Consider the following 19,261-nt stretch of genomic DNA (forward strand, 5'->3'; position numbering starts at 1 on the left):
GGCGGAGTGTCAGTCGATAAAAATGTCTGCTGACACTCCGCCTTCGCGAGCAAGCCCGCTCCCACATAGAACCTCCCCGGGTCAGGTGTGATGAATCTCCCGATCCTTGGTTTCCGGCATGAAGAAAATTCCCAGGATGGCCGTCATCACCGCGATGACGATCGGATACCACAGCCCGTAGTAGATATCCCCCGTGGCCGCCACCATGGCGAACGCCACCGTCGGCAGGAAGCCGCCGAACCAACCGTTGCCGATGTGGTAGGGCAGCGACATCGAGGTGTAGCGGATGCGCGCCGGGAACAACTCCACCAACCACGCGGCAATCGGGCCGTAGACCATGGTCACGTAGATCACCAGGATCGTCAGCAGCAGCAACACCATCGGGTAATTGGTCTTGGCCGGGTCGGCCTTCTCGGGGTATCCGGCGTCCTTGAGGGCAGTGGCGAGCGCGGTGGTAAAGGCGTCGTTTTTGGCCTTGAAGTCGGCGGCCGGCATGCCGGTGCCCTCGAAGCTCTCGATCACTTTCTCGCCGATGTGTACTTGCGCAACGGCGCCTGGCTCGGCGTTCACGTTCTTGTAGGGGATGGCCCTTTTGGCCAGCACGGTCTTGGCCAGGTCACAGGAACTGGTGAATTTGGCCTTGCCCACCGGGTCGAACTGGAACGAGCACTGGCCAGGATTGGCGATGACCGTGACCGGATTTTTCTCCTGTGCAATGAACACGTCGGGGTTACCGTATTGGGTCAACGCGTGGAAAATCGGGAAGTAGGTCAGTGCCGCGATAATGCAGCCGGCCATGATGATGCCCTTGCGACCGATGCGGTCGGACAGGCTGCCGAATATGACGAAGAACGGCGTGCCGATCAGCAGCGAGCCGGCAATCAGCAAGTTGGCGGTCTGCGGGTCGATCTTCAGCGTCTGCAGCAGGAAGAACAGCGCATAGAATTGCCCGGTGTACCAGACCACTGCCTGACCCGCGGTGCCACCGAGCAGGGCCATGATCACGATCTTGAGGTTGTCCCAACGGGCGAAGGATTCGGTCAACGGTGCCTTGGAGGACTTGCCTTCGGCTTTCATTTTCTGGAACACCGGCGACTCGCTGAGCTGCAGGCGGATGTACACCGAGACAATCAACAACAGGATCGACAGCAGGAATGGAATCCGCCAGCCCCAGGCCTCGAAGGCTTCAGTGCCCAGCACGGTACGGCAGGCGAGGATCACCAGCAGTGACAGAAACAGGCCGAGGGTGGCTGTCGTCTGAATCCACGAGGTGAAGTAGCCGCGTTTGCCCTTGGGTGCATGTTCGGCCACGTAAGTAGCTGCGCCGCCGTACTCACCGCCCAGCGCCAGGCCTTGCAACAGGCGCAGGCTGATCAGAATGATCGGCGCGGCTACGCCGATGGTCGCGTAGCCCGGCAGCAAACCCACCACGGCCGTGGAAATACCCATGATCACGATGGTGATGAGGAAGGTGTGTTTGCGCCCGATCATGTCGCCCAGCCGACCGAACACGATGGCGCCGAAGGGCCGAACGGCGAAGCCTGCGGCGAAGGCGAGCAGGGCGAAGATGAAGGAAGTCGTTTCGTTGACACCGGCGAAGAAGTGCTTGGCGATGATCGCCGCGAGGGAGCCGTACAGGTAGAAGTCGTACCATTCGAACACGGTGCCCAGGGACGAGGCGAAGATGACCTTGCGCTCCTCCTTGGTGATCCCGTGGTGGGGCGCGCTGCCCGTGGTTGTATTGTCGATTGCTGCCATGAGTATTCTCCGTCTTGCTCTTGTTGTAGGCCGGAGTTCCCACCACCAGTTACCGCACCCAGGCCCGGGGGCTGATGTCTCGGTTTACGGGTCTTGCATTCAGGTTGACGCTTCGAAACGCTGCAAGGTTCCTAGAAGCATAATCACCTTGCGGCAGATATCCACTCGCCATCACTTCATTGAGCGGGGCGCAGAAATAAATGTGGGAAACAAATGTGGGAGCGGGCTTGCTCGCGAATGCGGTGTGTCAGACGCAATCTTTGCTGACTGATCAACAGCATTCGCGAGCAAGCCCGCTCCCACAAGGGATCAACAGGGTTTAAACGCGGAACTGATCCATCAGACTTTGCTGCTGGTTGGCCAGGCTGTTGAGCGACTGGCTGACCCGCGCCGATTCATTGGCCTGGCCCGATAGCGACTCGGTCACGTCGCGAATGGTCGCCACGTTGTTGTTGATCTCCTCGGCCACCGCGCTTTGCTCTTCGGCGGCGCTGGCGATCTGCATGTTCATGTCGTTGATCACGGTCACCGCGTCACCGATCTGGCGCAGCGCTGTCACGGCCTGGCCAACCTGTTCGACACTGCCCTGGGCCTGGCGATGGCTGTTGTTCATCGAACCCACCACATCCTGGGTGCCGCTTTGCAGTTGCTCGATCACCAGGCGGGTTTCTTCGACAGACTCCTGGGTACGCCGCGCCAGGTTGCGCACTTCATCGGCCACCACGGCAAAGCCGCGCCCGGCTTCACCGGCACGGGCCGCTTCGATCGCGGCGTTGAGGGCCAGCAGGTTGGTCTGCTCGGCAATTGCGCGGATCACTTCCAGCACCGTGCCGATCTTCTCGCTGTTGGCTGCCAGGCCTTCGACCTGCACCATGGCCGCGCTCATGTCGGCGGCGAGGTTATCGATGCTGGCGGTGGTGCGGTCGATCACGGTCAAACCCTGACGGGTCGCCTGATCGGCGTCCCGCGCCGCATGGGCCGCTTGCGCGGCACTGCGGGCCACATCCTGGGCCGTGGCGCTCATTTCATGGGACGCGGTCGCCACCTGATCGACCTGCCGATATTGTTGCTCCATGCCGGCGCTGGTCTGGGTGGCGATGGCGGACGACTGGTCCGCTGTGCTGCGGGCGTCCTGCACCGAGCGTTTCACTTCGGCAATGATCGGTTGCAGCTTGTCGAGGAAACGGTTGAACCAACCGGCCAACTGGCCCAGTTCATCTTTCTTGTCGTAGGCCAGACGACGGGTCAGGTCACCTTCGCCGCTGGCGATGTCTTCGAGCATGTGCGCCACGCCGAGGATCGGTTTGGTCACACTGCGGGCCATCAGCCACACCAGCACGAGGCCAAGCAGTGCGGCGAGTACCCCCAGGCCGAGCTCGACCAGCGTACCGGTGGTGTTGCTGTCATCCAGTTGCTTTTTCAGGGCTTCGGCCGGGCCGACCAGGACTTTCTCCGGCACGTCGAGCAACACGCCCCAGGATTTACCGTCGGGAATCGGCTGGAACGGTGCCAGCACTTTCAGTTGCTGATTGCTGTGCAGGCTGGTGGTTTTGCTGCTGGCAGCGAGCATGCGCAGCAGTTCGGCACCGCTGGCCTTGTCCACGGCATCCAGGCGCTGGCTGAGTTTGCTGGCGTCCGGGCTGTAGCCGGCGAGTAAACCTGCCGGGCTGATGATGCTGACGCTGGTCTGACCGTCATAGAGTTTCTTGCTCGCGCCCAGGCTGACCGCTTGCAGGCTGTTGAGGTTGATGTCCACGGACAGCGAGGCGATGACTTTGCCGTTGACCATCAGCGGGAAAACGATGCTGGTCATCAGCACGTTCTGGCCGTCGATCTCATAGAAGTAGGGTTCGATCACGCACGGCTTGAGCGTGGTGCGCGGGCAGGTGAACCAGGCATTGGCCGCTTCGCCGCTGGGGCCGGTGCTGGTGTCGGCCATGTCTTTTTCCGGTAACGCCATGGACGTCAATTTGCCCGGCGTCGGCTGCGACCAGTAGAGGGCGAAACGGCCCTTGTCGTTGCTGCCGAGTTCGGTTTGACCGGTGAACAGTTCGTCCTTGCCATCCAGCCCATTGGGTTCGAACACCAGGGACAGGCCGAGCAACTCCGGGTTGGCCTGCAGGGCTGACTTGACCTGGCGGGTCAGGTCTTCGCGCAGGTCGAAGGCATCGAGAAAGCGCTTCTCGGCCTGTTCACGCAGGAACAGCACCTGCCGCGAGAAACCGTGGCCGTACTGATAGGCGTCCATGAACTGCTGGCGAATCCCCAGCGCCTGGTTTTCGCCCTGGGACTCGATCCGCGCCTGGGCCGCTTCGGTCAACATCTCCATGCTCGAGGCTTTCACCAGCTCGGAACTGTGCTCCATGCGGTACAGCGAAAGACCCACCAGCAGGGTCACGATGCCCGCCAGGCACAGCCCGGCCAGCAGGGTGATTTTCCATTGAATGGAAAGTTGTCTGAGCGACATGGAGACGTCCTTATTCGATAAATATCTGAGACTTTGCACTGTAGCGGCCGCGCCCCGGCTTTCTTTATGCCGCCCCCTGAATATCGACCCCCCCTGTAGGAACTGGCTTGCCAGCGAAGACGCCTGAATGATCGATGCAAGGTTCACGGCCGCCTTCGCTGGCAAGCCAGCTCCTACAAGGGGTGCGTTGGCTTTGACACCGCGCGCACTCTGCGGCAAAGTGCGCGCCCTCTAATAAAACCCATTCCTTTATCCGCTGGCGGCTCACGCAGACTGCCGGACGGAGTCTTTCCGTTTGTCTCGAGGTAACGAAATGAATGCAGTGATTGCCGCGGTCGGCATCATGCTGATCCTCAGCCTGTCCCGCGTGCATGTGGTCATCGCCCTGATCGTCGGTGCGTTGGTAGGTGGTTTGACCGGTGGCCTGGGCATCGACGCGACCCTCAAGGCCTTCAACAGTGGCCTTGGCGGCGGGGCGACCGTGGCGTTGTCCTATGCCTTGCTCGGCGCTTTCGCCGTGGCCATTGCCAAGTCCGGCCTGGCCCACGCCCTGGCCGACAAGGCGCTGGCGATGGTCGACCGCCAGCACGCCAGCGGTGGCGGGCAGGTCAAATGGCTGCTGATCGGGTTGCTGTGGGTGGTGGCCATCGCCTCGCAAAACATCCTGCCGATTCATATCGCCTTTATTCCGTTGCTGGTGCCGCCGCTTCTTTATGTGCTGACCAAGCTGCAACTGGACCGTCGACTGATCGCCTGTGTCATGACCTTCGGCTTGATCACACCGTACATGTTCCTGCCGGTGGGCTTCGGCAACATTTTTCTGAATGAGATCCTGCTGGCCAACGTCGCCCGCAGCGGTGTGGACATCAGCGGGATCAATGTGACCCACGCCATGGGCATTCCGGCCCTGGGCATGGTGGCGGGCTTGTTGATCGCGTTTGTCAGCTACCGCAAGAAGCGGGTTTACGACCTGGCAAAGATCGAGCAAGTCGAGCAGGTGGCGGTGCAATACAACCCGCTGAGCCTGATGGTGGCCGGCGTGGCCATCGCGGCGGCGTTCATTATCCAGTTGTTACTGGATTCGATGATCATCGGTGCACTGGCCGGTTTCCTGATTTTCTCGGTGTCGGGCATCGTCAAATGGCGCGACACCGACGACCTGTTCACCGAAGGCATGAAAATGATGGCGATGATCGGCTTCATCATGATCGCCGCCTCGGGATTTGCCGAAGTGATGAAGGCCACCGGTGAGGTGCAGACGCTGGTCGAGTCGTCGGCGTCGTACATCGATCACAGCAAGGGTATCGGCGCCTTGCTGATGTTGCTGGTGGGGTTGCTGGTGACCATGGGCATCGGCTCTTCGTTCTCCACCGTGCCGATTCTGGCGGCGATTTTCGTGCCGCTGTGCGTGCAACTGGGCTTCAGCCCGTTGGCGATCGTATGCATCGTCGGCACCGCCGGAGCCCTGGGCGACGCCGGTTCGCCGGCTTCGGACTCGACCCTCGGCCCGACCTCCGGCCTGAACATCGACGGCCAGCACCATCACATCTGGGACACCGTGGTCCCGACTTTCCTGCACTACAACCTGCCGCTGCTGGCGTTTGGCTGGGTTGCCGCGATGGTCCTGTAACCCCTCTTATCCCTGTGGGAGCGGGCTTGCTCGCGAAGATGGCGTGTCAGTCACTATAAATGTTGTCTGACACACCGCTTTCGCGAGCAAGCCCGCTCCCACAGGGGGACCTGGAGTGGTCCGACCGACCGCGTTCAACTTTTGCTCCGGCGTGCCGTTAATGCTTTTACCCACGCCAATAAAATCAAAAGAGTGAACGTCATGCGCATGAGCCTCAAGGCTAAAGTCCTGTCCCTTGCCGTCCTCCCGGTGTTGTTGTTTGCGCTGGTCATCAGCCTGACCACGCTGTTCATTCTGCAGGAACAGGCCCGCAATGAAGTCGAGCAGACCCGCGAGCGTCTGCTCGGCGATGCCAAGGCGACCCTGCAAAGCTACGTGGCGGTGGCCATGACCACGATCAAGCCGCTCTACGACGCGGCTGCCCCGGGCGACGTGGCAGTGCGGGCCCAGGTGATCAAGCTGCTGTCGAGCATCACGTATGGCAAGGACGGTTATTTCTTCGGCTACGACTCCAACACCGTGCGCCTGTTCAAGGCCAACAGCCCGGAAGGCGTGGGCCAGAGCTTCAAGGACAACCGCGACCCGAACGGTGTCTACGTCAACCGCGACCTGGTGAAAGTCGCCAAGGACGGTACGCACTATCTGCAATACAGCTCGCCATTGCCCGGCAACACCCAGGTGCTGGTGCCCAAGCTCGGTTACACCGAATACCTGCCGAAATGGGACATGGCCTTCGGTACCTCGGTCAACCTCGACGGTATCGAAGCGCAAGTGGCCGTGGTCGAAGCCAAGGTCCAGGAGCGCATGCAGGGCATGGTGCTGAGTATCGTCGGCGTGGCGGTCGTGGTGCTGCTGGTGATCGCCGCTGCCGGGATGTTGCTGGCCAATACCATTCTGCGTCCGCTGCATTTGATGAAGACCAACCTCGACGACATCGCGGCAGGCGAGGGGGATCTGACCCGCCGCCTGACCATCACCAGCCAGGATGAACTGGGCGAACTGGCTGGCTCGTTCAACCGCTTCGTCGACAAGATCCATGGCCTGGTGCGCCAGATCACCGAAATGACCGCGCAACTGACCGGGCTGGTGACTCAGGTGTCGGATCAGGCGCATCGCTCGGATCAGGCCATGGAGCGTCAGCGCCATGAGACCGATCAGGTGGCCACGGCGATCAACGAAATGTCGGCGGCGGCCCAGGAAGTGGCCAAGAGTGCGCAAAACGCCGCGGTGGCTGCCCAGCAGACCGACGAAGAAGGTCAGGCCGCCAAGCGTGTGGTGGCCGGCAGTATCGAGAAGATCCATGCCTTGGTGGACGATATCCGCAGCAGCGGCGTGTCCCTCGATAGCCTGCAAAAAGACGTGTCGTCGATTGTCAGCGTGCTCGGGGTGATCCGCTCGATTGCCGAGCAGACCAATCTGCTGGCGCTCAACGCGGCCATCGAAGCCGCCCGCGCCGGCGAGGCCGGGCGCGGTTTTGCGGTGGTAGCGGATGAAGTGCGGGCGCTGGCCAGTCGCACGCAAATCAGCACCCAGGAAATCCAGGGCATGATCGACCGCCTGCAGGCCGGTACCCGGTCGGCGGTGGAGGCGATGCGTCGCTCCAGCGAGGCCGGCGACGGCACCTCGGCCCAGGCCAACGAAGCGGGGGCTTCGCTGGACACCATGGCCCAGCTGATCGCGACCATCAATTCGATGAACGCACAGATCGCCAGTGCCGCCGAAGAACAGACCGCCGTGGCCGAAGAGATCAACCGCAGCGTGCATCAGATTGCCGTGGCCGTGGATAACGTCGCCGACGAAACCCAGCTGGGTGCGCAAACCTCCCGCAGCCTGGCCGACCTCGGTCAGCGCCTGGGCAGCCTGGTCGGACAGTTCCGTATCTGACAGAACAGAGACAAAACCTGTGGGAGCGGGCTTGCTCGCGAAGAGGGAGTGTCAGTCACGATAGATGTTGTCTGACACACCGCCTTCGCGAGCAAGCCCGCTCCCACAGGGATTTGTGATCGGCAGGAGCGACAGCCACTACACTTACTCTGTGCATCCGAGCACTGGACGACCTTGCTTGAGGAGTCAACTCCATGATTGACCGCGAAAGTATCTGCGATTGCCCGAAATGTTCCTGCAAACTCGGTGAACATCCGATTGCACGTCACGGCAAGCACTATTGCTGTGAAGCCTGCGCCAAGCATCACGAGCATGGCGAGGAGTGCGCTTCCCAAGGCTGCAAGTGTGCCCACTGAAAACCACCGCACACGCCAAAGTGGAGCCTAGTCCGGCTCCACTTCCAGCCTGAGGCTGTCATCCTCCAGGCGTTCGCTGTGGCGGACGGTGCCCTGCAAACGCCGCCCTTCGACCCGCAGCACCAAGGTCTTCGCCTGCTCCAGATCTTCCGGCAGGGGCGTCGAGACGCGTATTGCAAAGCAATATGCGTCATTTTCGACTTGCTCCAGGCCGATCCGGCACTCGGCGCTCCTGGTGATGCGGCCGACCGGCGTGTCCAGGCCGTAGTCCAGTTGCGCAGGGCTGCTGACGGGTGTCGCGACCATTTCCCTTCCCCCCATGTTGACAGCGGCAGGCGTCAGTTAGCCGGACGCCACTTGACGTTTTCCACGCCGAATTTTTCAGCCATCGGCTTGCTGGTTTTTTGTACCTTCTCGCGTCCAAAACGGGGGATTCGCCCAACCCCCGCGTCACAGCTCGCCCAATGCCAGGCTTCCGCGTTGTCCATTTTGTCCAGACGGATAATGAATGATTTCGGAGCGCCATGGAGGGTGTACTCGATGACGAATAATTTTGCACTGTTCATAAAGCCCCGGTTCCTCCCTGTTGTACATAAAAGGATCGCGTGCCATCAGGAAAATTCACTCCGATTGTAGGACGGCGGCGGTTGCTGGCGACAAGTTCGGCGCCTCGTTACCATGGAGTCTTCCCGAACCCCAATGAACATTGACCATGGCCCTCGCCGCACCGCCTGACCTGAGTGACACCGATGTGCCCGTGCAACCGCTGGCTCGCACTTATCCGCGCGGGTTGTACATCGAGCCCCACGAGCACGTCTGGGGCCAGTTGTTGTATGCAATGAGCGGGGTGATGTGGGTCGAGACGCCGCACGAGGCGCTGGTGGTGCCGCCGCAGCGGGCGGTGTGGTTGCCGCCCGGCGTGCCCCACGGGATTCGCGTGGTGTCCGACCTGCAAATGCGCAATATCTACTTGCGCCCGTCCCTGGCGGCGACCCTCGATGACAGCGTGCAAGTCATCGAGGTCGGTGGATTGCTGCGCGAACTGATCGTCGGTCTGGTGGAGCAGGGCAACGACGGGCCGCCCGAGTATTACGACGCGTTGGTGGGCCTGGCGCTGCTGGAGCTCAAGCGGGCGAGGCGCTCGCTGCTGAAAATCCCGCTGCCGGATGATTCCGACCGACGGCTGATGAACCTGTGTCAGGCGGTCATGTCGGCGCCATCGCTGGATATTCCATTCGAGCAACACGCAGAAAGCGCCGGTGCCAGCGTGCGGACCCTGGCGCGTTTGTTCAAGGACAGCCTGGGCATGGGCTTCGCCGAATGGCGGCGTCAGGTGCAATTGGCAACGGCGGTGGCCGGGTTGATCCAGGGTGTACCGGTCAGTGCGATTGCCCGGGAGCTGGGCTATTCTCCGAGCAGCTTCAGCGACATGTTTCGTCGTGAACTGGGTGTTGCCCCGTCGCAGTTTCCCTCGGCGCAACGCCAGGACTGAATTCGCCGACGCCATGCTTTGGCCGAAATTCAGAAGCACTTGGCCGATGCCCGCAGGCGTCGCCCTCTAGACTCGGCGCATACCTCAATTGCCCCCGGAGTCTGCCATGAACTACCTCATGTCACTGGCCATCGGTCTGGGCGTCGGTCTGCTCTACGGCGCCCTGGATTTTCGTTCCCCCGCACCCCCGGCCATCGCGCTGGTCGGCCTGCTCGGCATGCTCGCCGGCGAAAAGCTTTGGCCGATGGGGCGAGAGTTGGTCGCTGGCTGGATCTCCTGAACCCTTTTCTGACTCGCTGGATACGCTCATGAAAGCTCTGCAATTCGATAAAACCGGTGATCTCTCGGCGCTGCGCTACGTTGAGGTGCCTACCCCCGTTCCCGGTGCCGATGAAGTGCTGGTCGAGATCAAGGCCGCCGGTCTCAACCCCAGCGATGTGAAGAACGTGCTGGGGCGTTTTCCCTACACCACCTTGCCGCGGATTCCCGGTCGTGACTTTGCCGGTGTTGTCGTGGCGGGCCCGCAGGCGCTGATCGGTCAGGAAGTCTGGGGCACGGGCCGCGAACTGGGCTTTTTCGCCGACGGTTCCCACGCGCAGTTCGTCAAGCTGCCGGCCAATGGCGTGGCGCTCAAACCCACGCACCTGAGCTTCGCCCAGGCCGCCAGCCTCGGCGTGCCGTACACCACGGCGTGGGATGCGCTGGAGCGCAGCCTGGTTACGGCTGAAACCCGATTGCTGGTCATCGGTGGCGGGGCGGTCGGCAGTGCCGCGCTGGCCTTGGCCAAGGTGCGCGGTGCCCGGGTGCTGGCGGCCGCGCGACGTCCGGAGCAGGTCAAGGACTTGCAGGGCCAGGGCTATCAGACCCTTCAACTGGATAAACCCGAAGACCTCGGGGCTCAGGTCAATGCGGTCTATGCCGGCGGTGCCGACGTGATTTTCGACACCACCGGTTTCTGGCTGCCGGCTTCGGTGCCAGCCCTGGCCGCGTTTGGCCGCATTGCGATCATTGCCGCGCCCGTGGACGGTCACGTGCAGTTGCCGGCCCTGGCGTTGTATCGCAAGGGTGGCTCAGTGGTGGGGATCAACTCGCTGTTGTACGGCGTACAGGCCTGTGCGGCGATGCTTGAGCAGTTTGGCCGGTTCTTCGACCAAGACCTGTTGCCGTTGCCGCAGGGTTTGTTCGAGTCGCCATTGTCCGAGGGCCTGGAGCGTTATGCCGAAGTGAGTCAGGGCAGCGGTGACAAGGTCATTCTGCTGCCATAACCCACCCCCTGTAGGAACTGGCTTGCCAGCGAAGATGGCGGTACATCCAAAATCAACGTAACTGACGGACCGCTTTCGCTGGCAAGCCAGCTCCTACAGGGGCCGTGGCTGCGCAACGCCTTGCGCAGGCCTCGCTCTGCTAGAATCGGCCCCATTGACCCAATGAGGTGCCCCTATGAGCGAACCGATTCGCCTGACCCAATACAGCCACGGCGCTGGATGCGGTTGCAAGATTTCTCCCCAGGTGCTGGAAGTGATCCTGGCCGGCAGCGGGGCGCAGAACCTCGACCCGAAGCTTTGGGTCGGCAATGCCTCGCGCGACGATGCGGCGGTGTATGCCATCGATGAAGAACGCGGCGTGGTCTCGACCACGGACTTTTTCATGCCGATCGTCGACGATCCCTTCGATTTCGGCCGAATTGCCGCCACCAATGCGATCAGCGACATCTATGCGATGGGTGGCGATCCCTTGATGGCGATTGCGATTCTGGGCTGGCCGGTGAACGTGCTGGCGCCGGAAGTTGCCCGGGAAGTGATACGCGGCGGGCGTTCGGTGTGTGACGCGGCGGGCATCCCGCTGGCAGGCGGGCACTCCATCGACGCGCCAGAACCGATCTTTGGCCTGGCCGTCACCGGCCTGGTGGAAAAGCGCCACATGAAGCGCAACGACACCGCCACGGCCGGCTGCTTGCTCTATCTCACCAAACCCCTGGGCATCGGCATCCTGACCACCGCCGAGAAAAAGGGTAAGTTGCGCAACGCCGACATCGGCCTGGCCAGGGACTGGATGTGTACCCTGAACAAACCCGGCAGCCGTTTCGGCAAACTCGATGGCGTGACCGCGATGACCGATGTCACCGGTTTCGGCCTGCTCGGGCACCTGGTGGAAATGGCGGACGGCAGCCAGCTCACCGCGCGTATCGAATATGACCGCGTACCGCGCCTGCCGGGCGTCGAGTATTACCTCGAGCAGGGCTGCGTACCGGGCGGGACACTGCGCAACTACGACAGCTACGCCAGCAAACTCGGACGCCTTCAGGAACTGCACAAACGCGTGCTCTGCGACCCGCAGACCAGCGGCGGTCTGTTGATTGCCGTGACACCTGAAGGCAACGAGCAATTTCTTTCGGTGGCCGCCGAACTGGGCCTGAGCCTGGAACCGATCGGTGAACTGGTCGAGCGACAGAGCAACGCGGTCGAGGTGTTTTGATGTCTGTCGATTACACCGATTACCGCGACATCTTTATCAACGACCGGCCAATGATGGATACCCGCGCGCCGGTCGAATTCAACAAGGGCTCGTTTCCCGGCGTGGTCAACCTGCCGTTGATGAATGACCTTGAACGTCAGCGGGTCGGCACCTGCTACAAGCAGCACGGCCAGCAAGCGGCAATCGTGCTGGGGCATCAACTGGTGTCGGGCGCGGTCAAGGCCGAGCGCATCCAGGCCTGGGCCGATTTTGCCCGGGTACATCCGGACGGCTATCTGTATTGCTTTCGCGGCGGCCTGCGCTCGCAGATTGTCCAGCAATGGCTCAAGGACGAGGCGGGCATCGACTATCCACGGGTGGGCGGCGGCTACAAGGCCATGCGTACCTTCCTGCTGGACACCCTCGATCAAGCGGTTGCCCAGTGCGATTTCGTCCTGTTGGGCGGCATGACCGGCACTGGCAAGACCGAGGTGCTCACGCAGTTGAGCAATGGTCTTGACCTTGAAGGTCATGCCAACCATCGCGGCTCCAGCTTTGGCAAACGCGCCACGGGCCAGCCTTCCAATATCGACTTCGAAAACCGCTTGGCCGTGGACGTAATGAAAAAGCGCGCCCGGGGCATCGAGCAGTTCGTACTGGAAGACGAGAGCCGTGCGGTGGGCAGTTGTGCGTTGCCGTTGCCGCTGTACCAGGGCATGCAGCAGTTCCCGATGGTCTGGCTGGAAGACAGCCAGGAAGGTCGGGTCGAGCGGATTCTGCGCGATTACGTGGTGGATTTATGCGCCGAATTCATCGCCGTGCATGGCGAGGAGGGCTTTGCGTTGTTTTCCGAACGGTTGCTGGCGAGCCTGAACAATGTGCAGAAGCGCCTGGGCGGCGAACGTCATCAACGCATGTTGATTTTGATGGAAGAGGCGTTGGCGGAGCAGGCCCGCAGTGGCTCGGTGGATCTGCATCGGGGCTGGATCGAAGGGTTGCTGCGCGAGTATTACGATCCGATGTACGCGTTTCAGCGGGAGAAGAAAGGCGCGCGGATCGAGTTTGTCGGGGAGCGAGGGGCGGTTCTCGAGTATTTGCGCGAGCGGGGCAGTCGGAAAGGTTGAGGGTGTTTCTGCTGGCGTTTTCGCGAGCAAGCCCGCTCCCACATTTAATCAGCGTCGTTCACAACATTTGTGTTCGCTGGATATCCAGTGTGGGAGCGGGCTTGCTCGCGAAGGGGCCCGATCAAACAATACAAAAACCTCAGGTCGGGCAAGTCTGCGAGCCATTATTCAGCCCCTGCTTATATACATGGCTCTGCACACTGGCCTTGCCGTTCTGCCAGGTCAGGGTGAGTACATACAGCGAGTCATAATCGCTGGACTCCCAGTCATCCGTGATGGTCATTTTCTTGCCGGTGGCGTCGCCGGCAACCGTGTTGATCAGCTCCGGCAGGTAGCCGTGGGACCAGGCCGTGTAAATGACCGAGTTGTGATACTTGTCCTGGACCAGCTCTTCGGCCAGGTCACTGGTGTCATTGGCGGAAAAACTGATGTTCACCGGCAGGCCCAGCTTGATGGCACTGGGGCTGATGGTCATCAGGGGGCGAATGTAGCTGTAGGAATTGTCGAACTCGCCTTCCTCGACGTTACGCGTCGGGTTGGCCGCGAACACATAGTTGGCCTTGCCGAATTTTTCCGGCAGCAGGGTGGCCAGGTCGATGGCGCGGTTGAGCCCCTGGCAATTGAGCTGGCCCAGGCCGCCGGCGGGTTTTTCCCCGTGGCGCAGGAACACCAGCGTCTGGGTGCCATCCATCGGTTGGGCGCGGCTCAGGCCGGACTCCAGCGACAGAAACAACGCGCTGACCGCCAACAAGATGGGCAACAAAAGGTAGGCGCGATGTTTAAAGCGTCTGGCAAAGTTGAACAGGTTCATGAGTAAAGGGATCTTCAGCGCGATTCGGTTAAGGCTGACACACCTTTACACCACGATTGTCCTGTGTCGAGTGTTTTCCATGTCATTGATGCCGGTCCGTTTTCAAAGGGGTGGTGCTCAGAGTCCCCTGAACCCGTTTGGTTCGATTCCGGCCGAGTGCGCAGCAATCTACCGGTAACCTTCAAGGGTTTGCAGCGAAGGATATCGACAGGATGTTGCGGATTTGTCGACACGCTACACCGGATGGTGTTGTAACAGTCGTGATCTCTTTTGATCTCCTCTATTAGCGAGAATGATGGCTTCAAGGGATCGCTGACCCGATATCTACATTATTATCGTCACTCTCAATGTCTTCGTGGATCCCGCCCATGACCGATTTGTCCGCTTTCCCCATTACCCGCAAATGGCCTGCCCAATACCCGGAGTGGATTCAGCTGTACTCCTTGCCGACCCCGAACGGCGTCAAGGTCTCGATCATGCTCGAAGAGATCGGCCTGCCTTATGAGCCGCACCGGGTAGGCTTCGACACCAACGACCAGATGTCCCCGGAATTTCTTTCCCTCAATCCCAACAACAAGATCCCGGCGATCCTCGACCCTCACGGTCCGGACGACCGGCCGCTGGCGTTGTTCGAGTCGGGGGCGATTCTGATCTACCTGGCTGACAAGAGCGGGCAACTGCTGGCCCAGGAATCGGCCGCGCGCTACGAAACGATTCAGTGGCTGATGTTCCAGATGGGCGGGATCGGGCCGATGTTTGGCCAGCTCGGGTTTTTCAACAAATTTGCCGGCAAGGACTACGAAGACAAACGTCCCCGTGACCGCTACGTCGAGGAAAGCAAACGCCTGCTCAAGGTGCTCGATGGCCGGCTGGAAGGGCGCGACTGGATCATGGGCGAGCGTTACACCATCGCCGACATCGCCACCTTCCCCTGGGTGCGCAACCTGATCGGGTTCTACGAAGCCGGCGATCTGGTGGGCATTCAGAACTTCCCTAACGTCACGCGGGTGCTGGAGCGCTTCCTGGCGCGGCCGGCGGTGGTGCGCGGGTTGCAGATTCCAAGCCCCGTCGCCAGCTGAAATCATCCCCTGTAGGAGCTGGCTTGCCAGCGAAGGCGTAGTGTCAGGCAGCATTTATATTGACTGACCCACCGCTTTCGCTGGCAAGCCAGCTCCTACATCTCGTCCTCTGAAATTCAGGTATACCCATGTCCAGTCAGTTCCCCGAAGCACGCCCACGCCGTCTGCGCCGCAATGCGAGCCTGCGCAGCCTGTTCCAGGAGACCGAGTTCAGCCTGAACGACCTGGTGCTGCCGATTTTCGTCGAAGAAGAAATCGACGACTTCGTGCCGATCAAAAGCATGCCCGGCGTGATGCGCATTCCCGAGTCGAAACTGGCCGGCGAGATCGAGCGCTACGCCCGTGCCGGGATCAAGTCGGTGATGACCTTCGGCGTGTCCCATCATCTGGACAGCACCGGCAGCGACACCTGGCGCGATGACGGCCTGGTTTCGCGCATGTCGCGCATCGCCAAGGACGCGGTGCCGGAAATGATCGTGATGTCCGACACCTGTTTTTGCGAGTACACCGACCACGGCCATTGCGGTGTGCTGCACAACCATGAAGTCGACAACGACCAGACCCTGATCAACCTCGGCAGACAAGCCGTCGCGGCAGCCCGAGCCGGTGCCGATGTGATCGCCCCGTCGGCGGCCATGGACGGGCAGGTCCAGGCGATTCGCCGGGCGCTCGATGATGCCGGGTTTACCCAGACGGCGATCATGGCCTATTCGACCAAATTCGCCTCGGCGCTCTATGGTCCGTTCCGCGAGGCGGGCGGCAGTGCGCTCAAGGGCGACCGTAAAAGCTACCAGATGAACCCGATGAACCGCCGCGAAGCGGTGCGTGAATCGTTGCTCGACGAACAGGAAGGCGCCGATGCGCTGATGGTCAAGCCGGCCGGTGCCTACCTGGACATCATCCGCGACATCCGCGAAGCCTCGCGCCTGCCGCTGTCGGCGTATCAGGTGAGCGGTGAGTACGCGATGATCAAGTTTGCCGCCCAGGCCGGGGCCATCGATGAAGACCGTGTGGTGCGCGAGAGTCTGGGGGCGATAAAGCGTGCCGGGGCCGACCTGATCTTTACGTATTTTGCGATGGACCTGGCGCTGGCCGGGATCTGAAAAACACCACATTCCCCCTTGTAGGAGCTGGCTTGCCAGCGAAGGCGTCTGCAAGGGCTATGCATGCCTTCATGACCACCTTCGCTGGCAAGCCAGCTCCTACAAGGGGGCTATGTTGCATCAGGGAGCGCCAAAAAACGGCCGGATCCCGTGATCACGGAAATACCGATCGATCACTTTCGGGTCCGAACACGTTTCGGCAATCGCCACATAGGTATCGGGTCGTAACAGATAAAATCCGTTGCGCCCCAGGCCCGCCGCTTCGAACGCCGGTCGCCAGTCGAACACATGCAGCGGCAGATGGTGTTCGTGACACCAGGCGATCATTTCGTCGCTGGTGTCGCCATAGACATGCACCTGCCAGGTCAGGCACTTCAGCGATTCAAAGTTATCCCCCTCACCGTCATGGGCCCAGGGCAGGCGATCACCGCCATGCACATGCCCGGCAATGCCCGTGCTCAGAGGCATTCCACGATAATTCAGGGTGATCTGCGACACCGTGCGAAACAGGAACTGGCGGGAGGTTTCGAACGAGGTTATTTTCGGTATCAAGAACGGGGCCAGGCGAGTACGCAGCAAATCGGCAATGGGCCCGTCGGCGGTGACGAAAGTGAAGACCCGGTCAGTGGTCGCCACCAGTTTGCGGGCAAACGCAATGCGCTCGGTTTCATAGGTGTCGAGCAGCCTGGCCTCGGCGCCGCCGCTCAGCACGGCCGCCAGTTTCCAGGCCAGGTTGATGGCATCACCAATCCCGGTGTTCATGCCCTGGCCGCCCGCCGGGCTGTGCACGTGGGCGGCATCCCCCAGCAAAAACGCCCGGTCTTTGCGGAAGTGATCCGCCACCCGATGATGCACGCGATAGGTCGAAAACCAGTTCAGTTGCTCGATCTTCACCTTCATGTGCTCGATGGCCCGGCTGCTGACGTCCTCGAAGCGCAGGGTTTCGGCGTGTTCGGCGCGCTCGTCGCGCACGGTGCCGATCAAGCGCGCGCGACCAGTGCCTGCCAGCGGGAACACGGCGAGGAAATCCGCCTCGTCGAGATCCACATGCAGTTCGCCGTTGAATGTCGGGCCGCTGGCCTGCACGTCGGCGACGTAGAAAATCTGTTGGTAAGTCCCACCGGGAAACCCGGTATCCAGGGTTTTGCGCACAATCGACCGGGCACCGTCGCACCCGGCCAGGTAACAGGCCTGGCAGATTTCCTGTTGGCCGTCAGGCAAGTGCAGCGTGGCCGTGATGCCGTCTGCGGTTTGCTCGAAGCCGGTCAGTTCAGTGTTGCGTTCCACCGTGATGCCGAAAGCTTCCAGGCGCTCGATCAGCAGTCGTTCGTGTTCGTCCTGCGGGAAGATCTCGAGAAACGAGTAGGGGGTCAGGCCCTCACCGATCTGAGACAGGGGGAGGCGCGACACGGGCTCACCCTTGACCCAGAAGTTGGCGGCCGCCACCCGATGACCGTTTTGCACCACGGCGTCGGCCAGTCCGAGCTGGCGATACAATTCCAGCGTTCGCGCCTGTACGGCCAGCGCCCGGGACGTGGTGCCGGGGGCGGAGGTTTTGTCGACGATCCGCACGCGCACGCCCAGTTTGCTCAGCCACAACGCCAGGACCAGCCCGGTCGGGCCGGCACCGATGATCAGCACGTCGCTCCGGTGCATGAACCTGTCCTCCTCGCTACGTGGATCAAGTATGGTCCAGTCGGAGAGGGCGGCAACCATCGGACTGCCACGACTGTAGCCGCTGGCATGCCATTGGTCGTATGGTTGACCCGGACCAACGGACTAGATGGAACGACATGCAAATCAGATTGATCCCAAGCGTCGTCGTGTTACTGGTATTGGCCGGTTGCGGCAGCCAACGGACCCAGGAACCGACGGTGCGCAGTCCGGCCGAGGTGAAGGCTGAGATTGTGCGTTTGTTGCCGGCGAAAGCTGCCGATCCCCAGGGTTGGGCCACGGATATCCAAGTAGCGTTTACCGCGCAAGACATCTCGCCGACCACGCAAAACCTGTGCTCGGTGCTGGCCGTGACCGAACAGGAGTCGACCTTTCAGGTCGATCCGAGCGTACCGGGTCTGGGCAAGATCGCCCGCGACGAGATCGACCGTCGTGCCGCCAAGGCACACATTCCCGGACTGCTGGTGAGTGGTACGTTAAAGCTCAATTCCCCCAGCGGCAAAAGCTACAGCGAGCGCCTGAATGCCGCGCGCAGTGAAAAGGAACTGAGCGCGATTTTCGACGACTTCATTAGCATGGTGCCCATGGGTAAAACCCTGTTCGGAGGCTTCAATCCGGTACATACCGGCGGGCCAATGCAGGTCAGCATTGAATTTGCCGAGCAGCAGGCCAAGGGCTATCCGTACCCGGTGAAGGGCTCGATTCGCCATGAAGTGTTCACCCGGCGCGGCGGCATGTATTTCGGCATCGCGCATCTGCTTGGGTATCCGGTGAGCTACCCACAGCCGCTGTACCGTTTTGCGGATTTCAACGCGGGCTGGTACGCCAGCCGTAACGCCGCATTTCAAAACGCGGTGAGCCGGGCTTCAGGTATCCCGTTGGCGCTGGATGGCGACCTGGTGCGCTACGGTTCGATCATGCCCGGGACCACGGAACTGGCCGTGCGTACCCTCGGTAAGCAACTGGACATGCGCAATCCGACGATCCGCGAGCAGCTGGAAGAGGGCAACACCCTCGCGTTCGAAGACAGCAAACTCTATCGGCGGGTTTTCGAGCTGGCCGAACAGGCTGAGGGCCGGCCGTTACCCCGTGAAGTGTTGCCAGGGATCGTGCTGCAAAGCCCGAAGATCACCCGCAAACTCACCACCGCGTGGTTCGCCAAGCGGGTTGATGAGCGTTATCAGCGCTGCATGGCGCGGGCAGGGAAGTAAGCGCGGCGTAAAAAGCATAAAAAACCCGACCACTTGGGCTAATGCCAGTCAGTTAAGCGGTAATGCGATCTGTAGCAGCTGCCGAGCCCGCGAGGCTGCGTTCGGCTGCGAAGCAGTCGTAAAATCCGTCATTGCGGTACATCAGGCAGGCCGCGTCAGCTGGACTCACGACTGCTTCGCAGCCGAACGCAGCCTCGCGGGCTCGGCAGCTGCTACAA

Annotated in this window: 17 protein-coding genes and 1 pseudogene; 11 read left to right on the top strand and 7 right to left on the bottom strand. The window is 61.3% G+C overall.

Translation table 11 applies throughout. The features are described 5' to 3' along the window. Positions 1 to 81: 81 nt before the first annotated feature. The 3 genes and pseudogenes from AC07XF_RS27285 to AC07XF_RS27295 all read right to left on the bottom strand — a co-directional run. A complete protein-coding gene (locus tag AC07XF_RS27285; protein ID WP_495028985.1) occupies positions 82 to 1,758 on the bottom strand; it encodes an MFS transporter in 1,677 nt (558 codons plus the stop codon). A 319-nt stretch (positions 1,759 to 2,077) separates the two neighbouring features. Then, positions 2,078 to 2,833, bottom strand: a complete 756-nt coding sequence (locus AC07XF_RS27290) for a methyl-accepting chemotaxis protein (protein ID WP_413423127.1) — start codon at positions 2,831 to 2,833, stop codon at positions 2,078 to 2,080. 102 nt (positions 2,834 to 2,935) lie between these two features. Next, positions 2,936 to 4,225, bottom strand: a pseudogene (locus AC07XF_RS27295) (methyl-accepting chemotaxis protein); the annotation flags it as partial. A 313-nt stretch (positions 4,226 to 4,538) separates the two neighbouring features. Here AC07XF_RS27295 and AC07XF_RS27300 point away from each other — a divergent pair. From AC07XF_RS27300 to AC07XF_RS27310, 3 genes are all read left to right on the top strand, one after another. Beyond that, positions 4,539 to 5,855: a Na+/H+ antiporter family protein gene (locus AC07XF_RS27300; protein WP_495028986.1), complete on the top strand. Its 1,317-nt coding sequence runs from the start codon at positions 4,539 to 4,541 to the stop codon at positions 5,853 to 5,855. A gap of 207 nt (positions 5,856 to 6,062) precedes the next feature. Beyond that, the gene (ctpM, locus tag AC07XF_RS27305; RefSeq protein ID WP_495028995.1) at positions 6,063 to 7,739 is read left to right on the top strand and encodes a methyl-accepting chemotaxis protein CtpM; all 1,677 of its coding nucleotides are present in this window, start codon (positions 6,063 to 6,065) and stop codon (positions 7,737 to 7,739) included. A gap of 194 nt (positions 7,740 to 7,933) precedes the next feature. Further along, on the top strand, positions 7,934 to 8,095 hold the full coding sequence (locus AC07XF_RS27310) for a metallothionein (protein ID WP_007982401.1): 162 nt from the start codon (positions 7,934 to 7,936) through the stop codon (positions 8,093 to 8,095). 27 nt (positions 8,096 to 8,122) lie between these two features. Here the strand turns inward: AC07XF_RS27310 and AC07XF_RS27315 are convergent, their stop codons facing one another. Next, positions 8,123 to 8,401, bottom strand: coding sequence for a hypothetical protein (locus AC07XF_RS27315; protein WP_495028987.1), 279 nt, complete (start codon positions 8,399 to 8,401; stop codon positions 8,123 to 8,125). A gap of 32 nt (positions 8,402 to 8,433) precedes the next feature. Further along, positions 8,434 to 8,661 (bottom strand): DUF6555 family protein, encoded by a 228-nt coding sequence (locus AC07XF_RS27320; RefSeq protein WP_007982405.1) that lies wholly within the window; start codon positions 8,659 to 8,661, stop codon positions 8,434 to 8,436. A gap of 146 nt (positions 8,662 to 8,807) precedes the next feature. Between AC07XF_RS27320 and AC07XF_RS27325 the strand changes: the two genes are divergently transcribed. The 5 genes from AC07XF_RS27325 (at position 8,808) to mnmH (ending at position 13,165) form a co-directional block, all read left to right on the top strand. After that, on the top strand, positions 8,808 to 9,587 hold the full coding sequence (locus AC07XF_RS27325) for an AraC family transcriptional regulator (protein WP_495028988.1): 780 nt from the start codon (positions 8,808 to 8,810) through the stop codon (positions 9,585 to 9,587). Positions 9,588 to 9,693: 106 nt separating this feature from the next. After that, positions 9,694 to 9,867 carry a DUF1427 family protein gene (locus AC07XF_RS27330; RefSeq protein ID WP_007982408.1) on the top strand — a complete coding sequence of 58 codons (174 nt, stop codon included), beginning with the start codon at positions 9,694 to 9,696 and terminating at the stop codon, positions 9,865 to 9,867. 28 nt (positions 9,868 to 9,895) lie between these two features. Further along, complete coding sequence (locus AC07XF_RS27335; protein WP_495028989.1) at positions 9,896 to 10,852, top strand: quinone oxidoreductase family protein; 957 nt, start codon at positions 9,896 to 9,898, stop codon at positions 10,850 to 10,852. A 175-nt stretch (positions 10,853 to 11,027) separates the two neighbouring features. Next, a complete protein-coding gene (selD, locus tag AC07XF_RS27340) occupies positions 11,028 to 12,062 on the top strand; it encodes a selenide, water dikinase SelD (protein ID WP_310060286.1) in 1,035 nt (344 codons plus the stop codon). Next, positions 12,062 to 13,165 carry a tRNA 2-selenouridine(34) synthase MnmH gene (mnmH, locus tag AC07XF_RS27345; RefSeq protein ID WP_495028990.1) on the top strand — a complete coding sequence of 368 codons (1,104 nt, stop codon included), beginning with the start codon at positions 12,062 to 12,064 and terminating at the stop codon, positions 13,163 to 13,165. The genes selD and mnmH overlap by 1 nt, the downstream gene beginning before the upstream one ends. A gap of 139 nt (positions 13,166 to 13,304) precedes the next feature. On the opposite strand, the gene AC07XF_RS27350 is transcribed toward mnmH, so the two are convergent. Continuing rightward, positions 13,305 to 13,976, bottom strand: coding sequence for a histidine phosphatase family protein (locus AC07XF_RS27350; RefSeq protein ID WP_495028991.1), 672 nt, complete (start codon positions 13,974 to 13,976; stop codon positions 13,305 to 13,307). Positions 13,977 to 14,344: 368 nt separating this feature from the next. On the opposite strand from AC07XF_RS27350, the gene AC07XF_RS27355 reads away from it, so the two are divergent. Both AC07XF_RS27355 and hemB read left to right on the top strand, forming a co-directional pair. Then, on the top strand, positions 14,345 to 15,055 hold the full coding sequence (locus tag AC07XF_RS27355) for a glutathione binding-like protein (protein WP_204934903.1): 711 nt from the start codon (positions 14,345 to 14,347) through the stop codon (positions 15,053 to 15,055). Between the two features lie 128 nt (positions 15,056 to 15,183). Then, positions 15,184 to 16,158, top strand: a complete 975-nt coding sequence (gene hemB / locus AC07XF_RS27360; RefSeq protein ID WP_495028992.1) for a porphobilinogen synthase — start codon at positions 15,184 to 15,186, stop codon at positions 16,156 to 16,158. A gap of 120 nt (positions 16,159 to 16,278) precedes the next feature. Here hemB and AC07XF_RS27365 read toward each other — a convergent pair whose 3' ends face one another. Beyond that, positions 16,279 to 17,814, bottom strand: coding sequence for an FAD-dependent oxidoreductase (locus AC07XF_RS27365; protein WP_495028993.1), 1,536 nt, complete (start codon positions 17,812 to 17,814; stop codon positions 16,279 to 16,281). Positions 17,815 to 17,951: 137 nt separating this feature from the next. On the opposite strand from AC07XF_RS27365, the gene AC07XF_RS27370 reads away from it, so the two are divergent. Continuing rightward, positions 17,952 to 19,043: a DUF1615 domain-containing protein gene (locus AC07XF_RS27370; protein WP_495028994.1), complete on the top strand. Its 1,092-nt coding sequence runs from the start codon at positions 17,952 to 17,954 to the stop codon at positions 19,041 to 19,043. Positions 19,044 to 19,261 lie beyond the last annotated feature (218 nt).

It is taken from the genome of Pseudomonas sp. GW821-FHT01C01, assembly GCF_059422645.1.

Bases quoted from the DNA above. Each gene is read 5' to 3' on its own strand.
- AC07XF_RS27285 (WP_495028985.1), bottom strand. From the start codon at position 1,758: ATGGCAGCAATCGACAATACAACCACGGGCAGCGCGCCCCACCACGGG.
- AC07XF_RS27290 (WP_413423127.1), bottom strand. From the start codon at position 2,833: ATGGAGCAACAATATCGGCAGGTCGATCAGGTGGCGACCGCGTCCCAT.
- AC07XF_RS27300 (WP_495028986.1), top strand. From the start codon at position 4,539: ATGAATGCAGTGATTGCCGCGGTCGGCATCATGCTGATCCTCAGCCTG.
- ctpM (WP_495028995.1), top strand. From the start codon at position 6,063: ATGAGCCTCAAGGCTAAAGTCCTGTCCCTTGCCGTCCTCCCGGTGTTG.
- AC07XF_RS27310 (WP_007982401.1), top strand. From the start codon at position 7,934: ATGATTGACCGCGAAAGTATCTGCGATTGCCCGAAATGTTCCTGCAAA.
- AC07XF_RS27315 (WP_495028987.1), bottom strand. From the start codon at position 8,401: ATGGTCGCGACACCCGTCAGCAGCCCTGCGCAACTGGACTACGGCCTG.
- AC07XF_RS27320 (WP_007982405.1), bottom strand. From the start codon at position 8,661: ATGAACAGTGCAAAATTATTCGTCATCGAGTACACCCTCCATGGCGCT.
- AC07XF_RS27325 (WP_495028988.1), top strand. From the start codon at position 8,808: ATGGCCCTCGCCGCACCGCCTGACCTGAGTGACACCGATGTGCCCGTG.
- AC07XF_RS27330 (WP_007982408.1), top strand. From the start codon at position 9,694: ATGAACTACCTCATGTCACTGGCCATCGGTCTGGGCGTCGGTCTGCTC.
- AC07XF_RS27335 (WP_495028989.1), top strand. From the start codon at position 9,896: ATGAAAGCTCTGCAATTCGATAAAACCGGTGATCTCTCGGCGCTGCGC.
- selD (WP_310060286.1), top strand. From the start codon at position 11,028: ATGAGCGAACCGATTCGCCTGACCCAATACAGCCACGGCGCTGGATGC.
- mnmH (WP_495028990.1), top strand. From the start codon at position 12,062: ATGTCTGTCGATTACACCGATTACCGCGACATCTTTATCAACGACCGG.
- AC07XF_RS27350 (WP_495028991.1), bottom strand. From the start codon at position 13,976: ATGAACCTGTTCAACTTTGCCAGACGCTTTAAACATCGCGCCTACCTT.
- AC07XF_RS27355 (WP_204934903.1), top strand. From the start codon at position 14,345: ATGACCGATTTGTCCGCTTTCCCCATTACCCGCAAATGGCCTGCCCAA.
- hemB (WP_495028992.1), top strand. From the start codon at position 15,184: ATGTCCAGTCAGTTCCCCGAAGCACGCCCACGCCGTCTGCGCCGCAAT.
- AC07XF_RS27365 (WP_495028993.1), bottom strand. From the start codon at position 17,814: ATGCACCGGAGCGACGTGCTGATCATCGGTGCCGGCCCGACCGGGCTG.
- AC07XF_RS27370 (WP_495028994.1), top strand. From the start codon at position 17,952: ATGCAAATCAGATTGATCCCAAGCGTCGTCGTGTTACTGGTATTGGCC.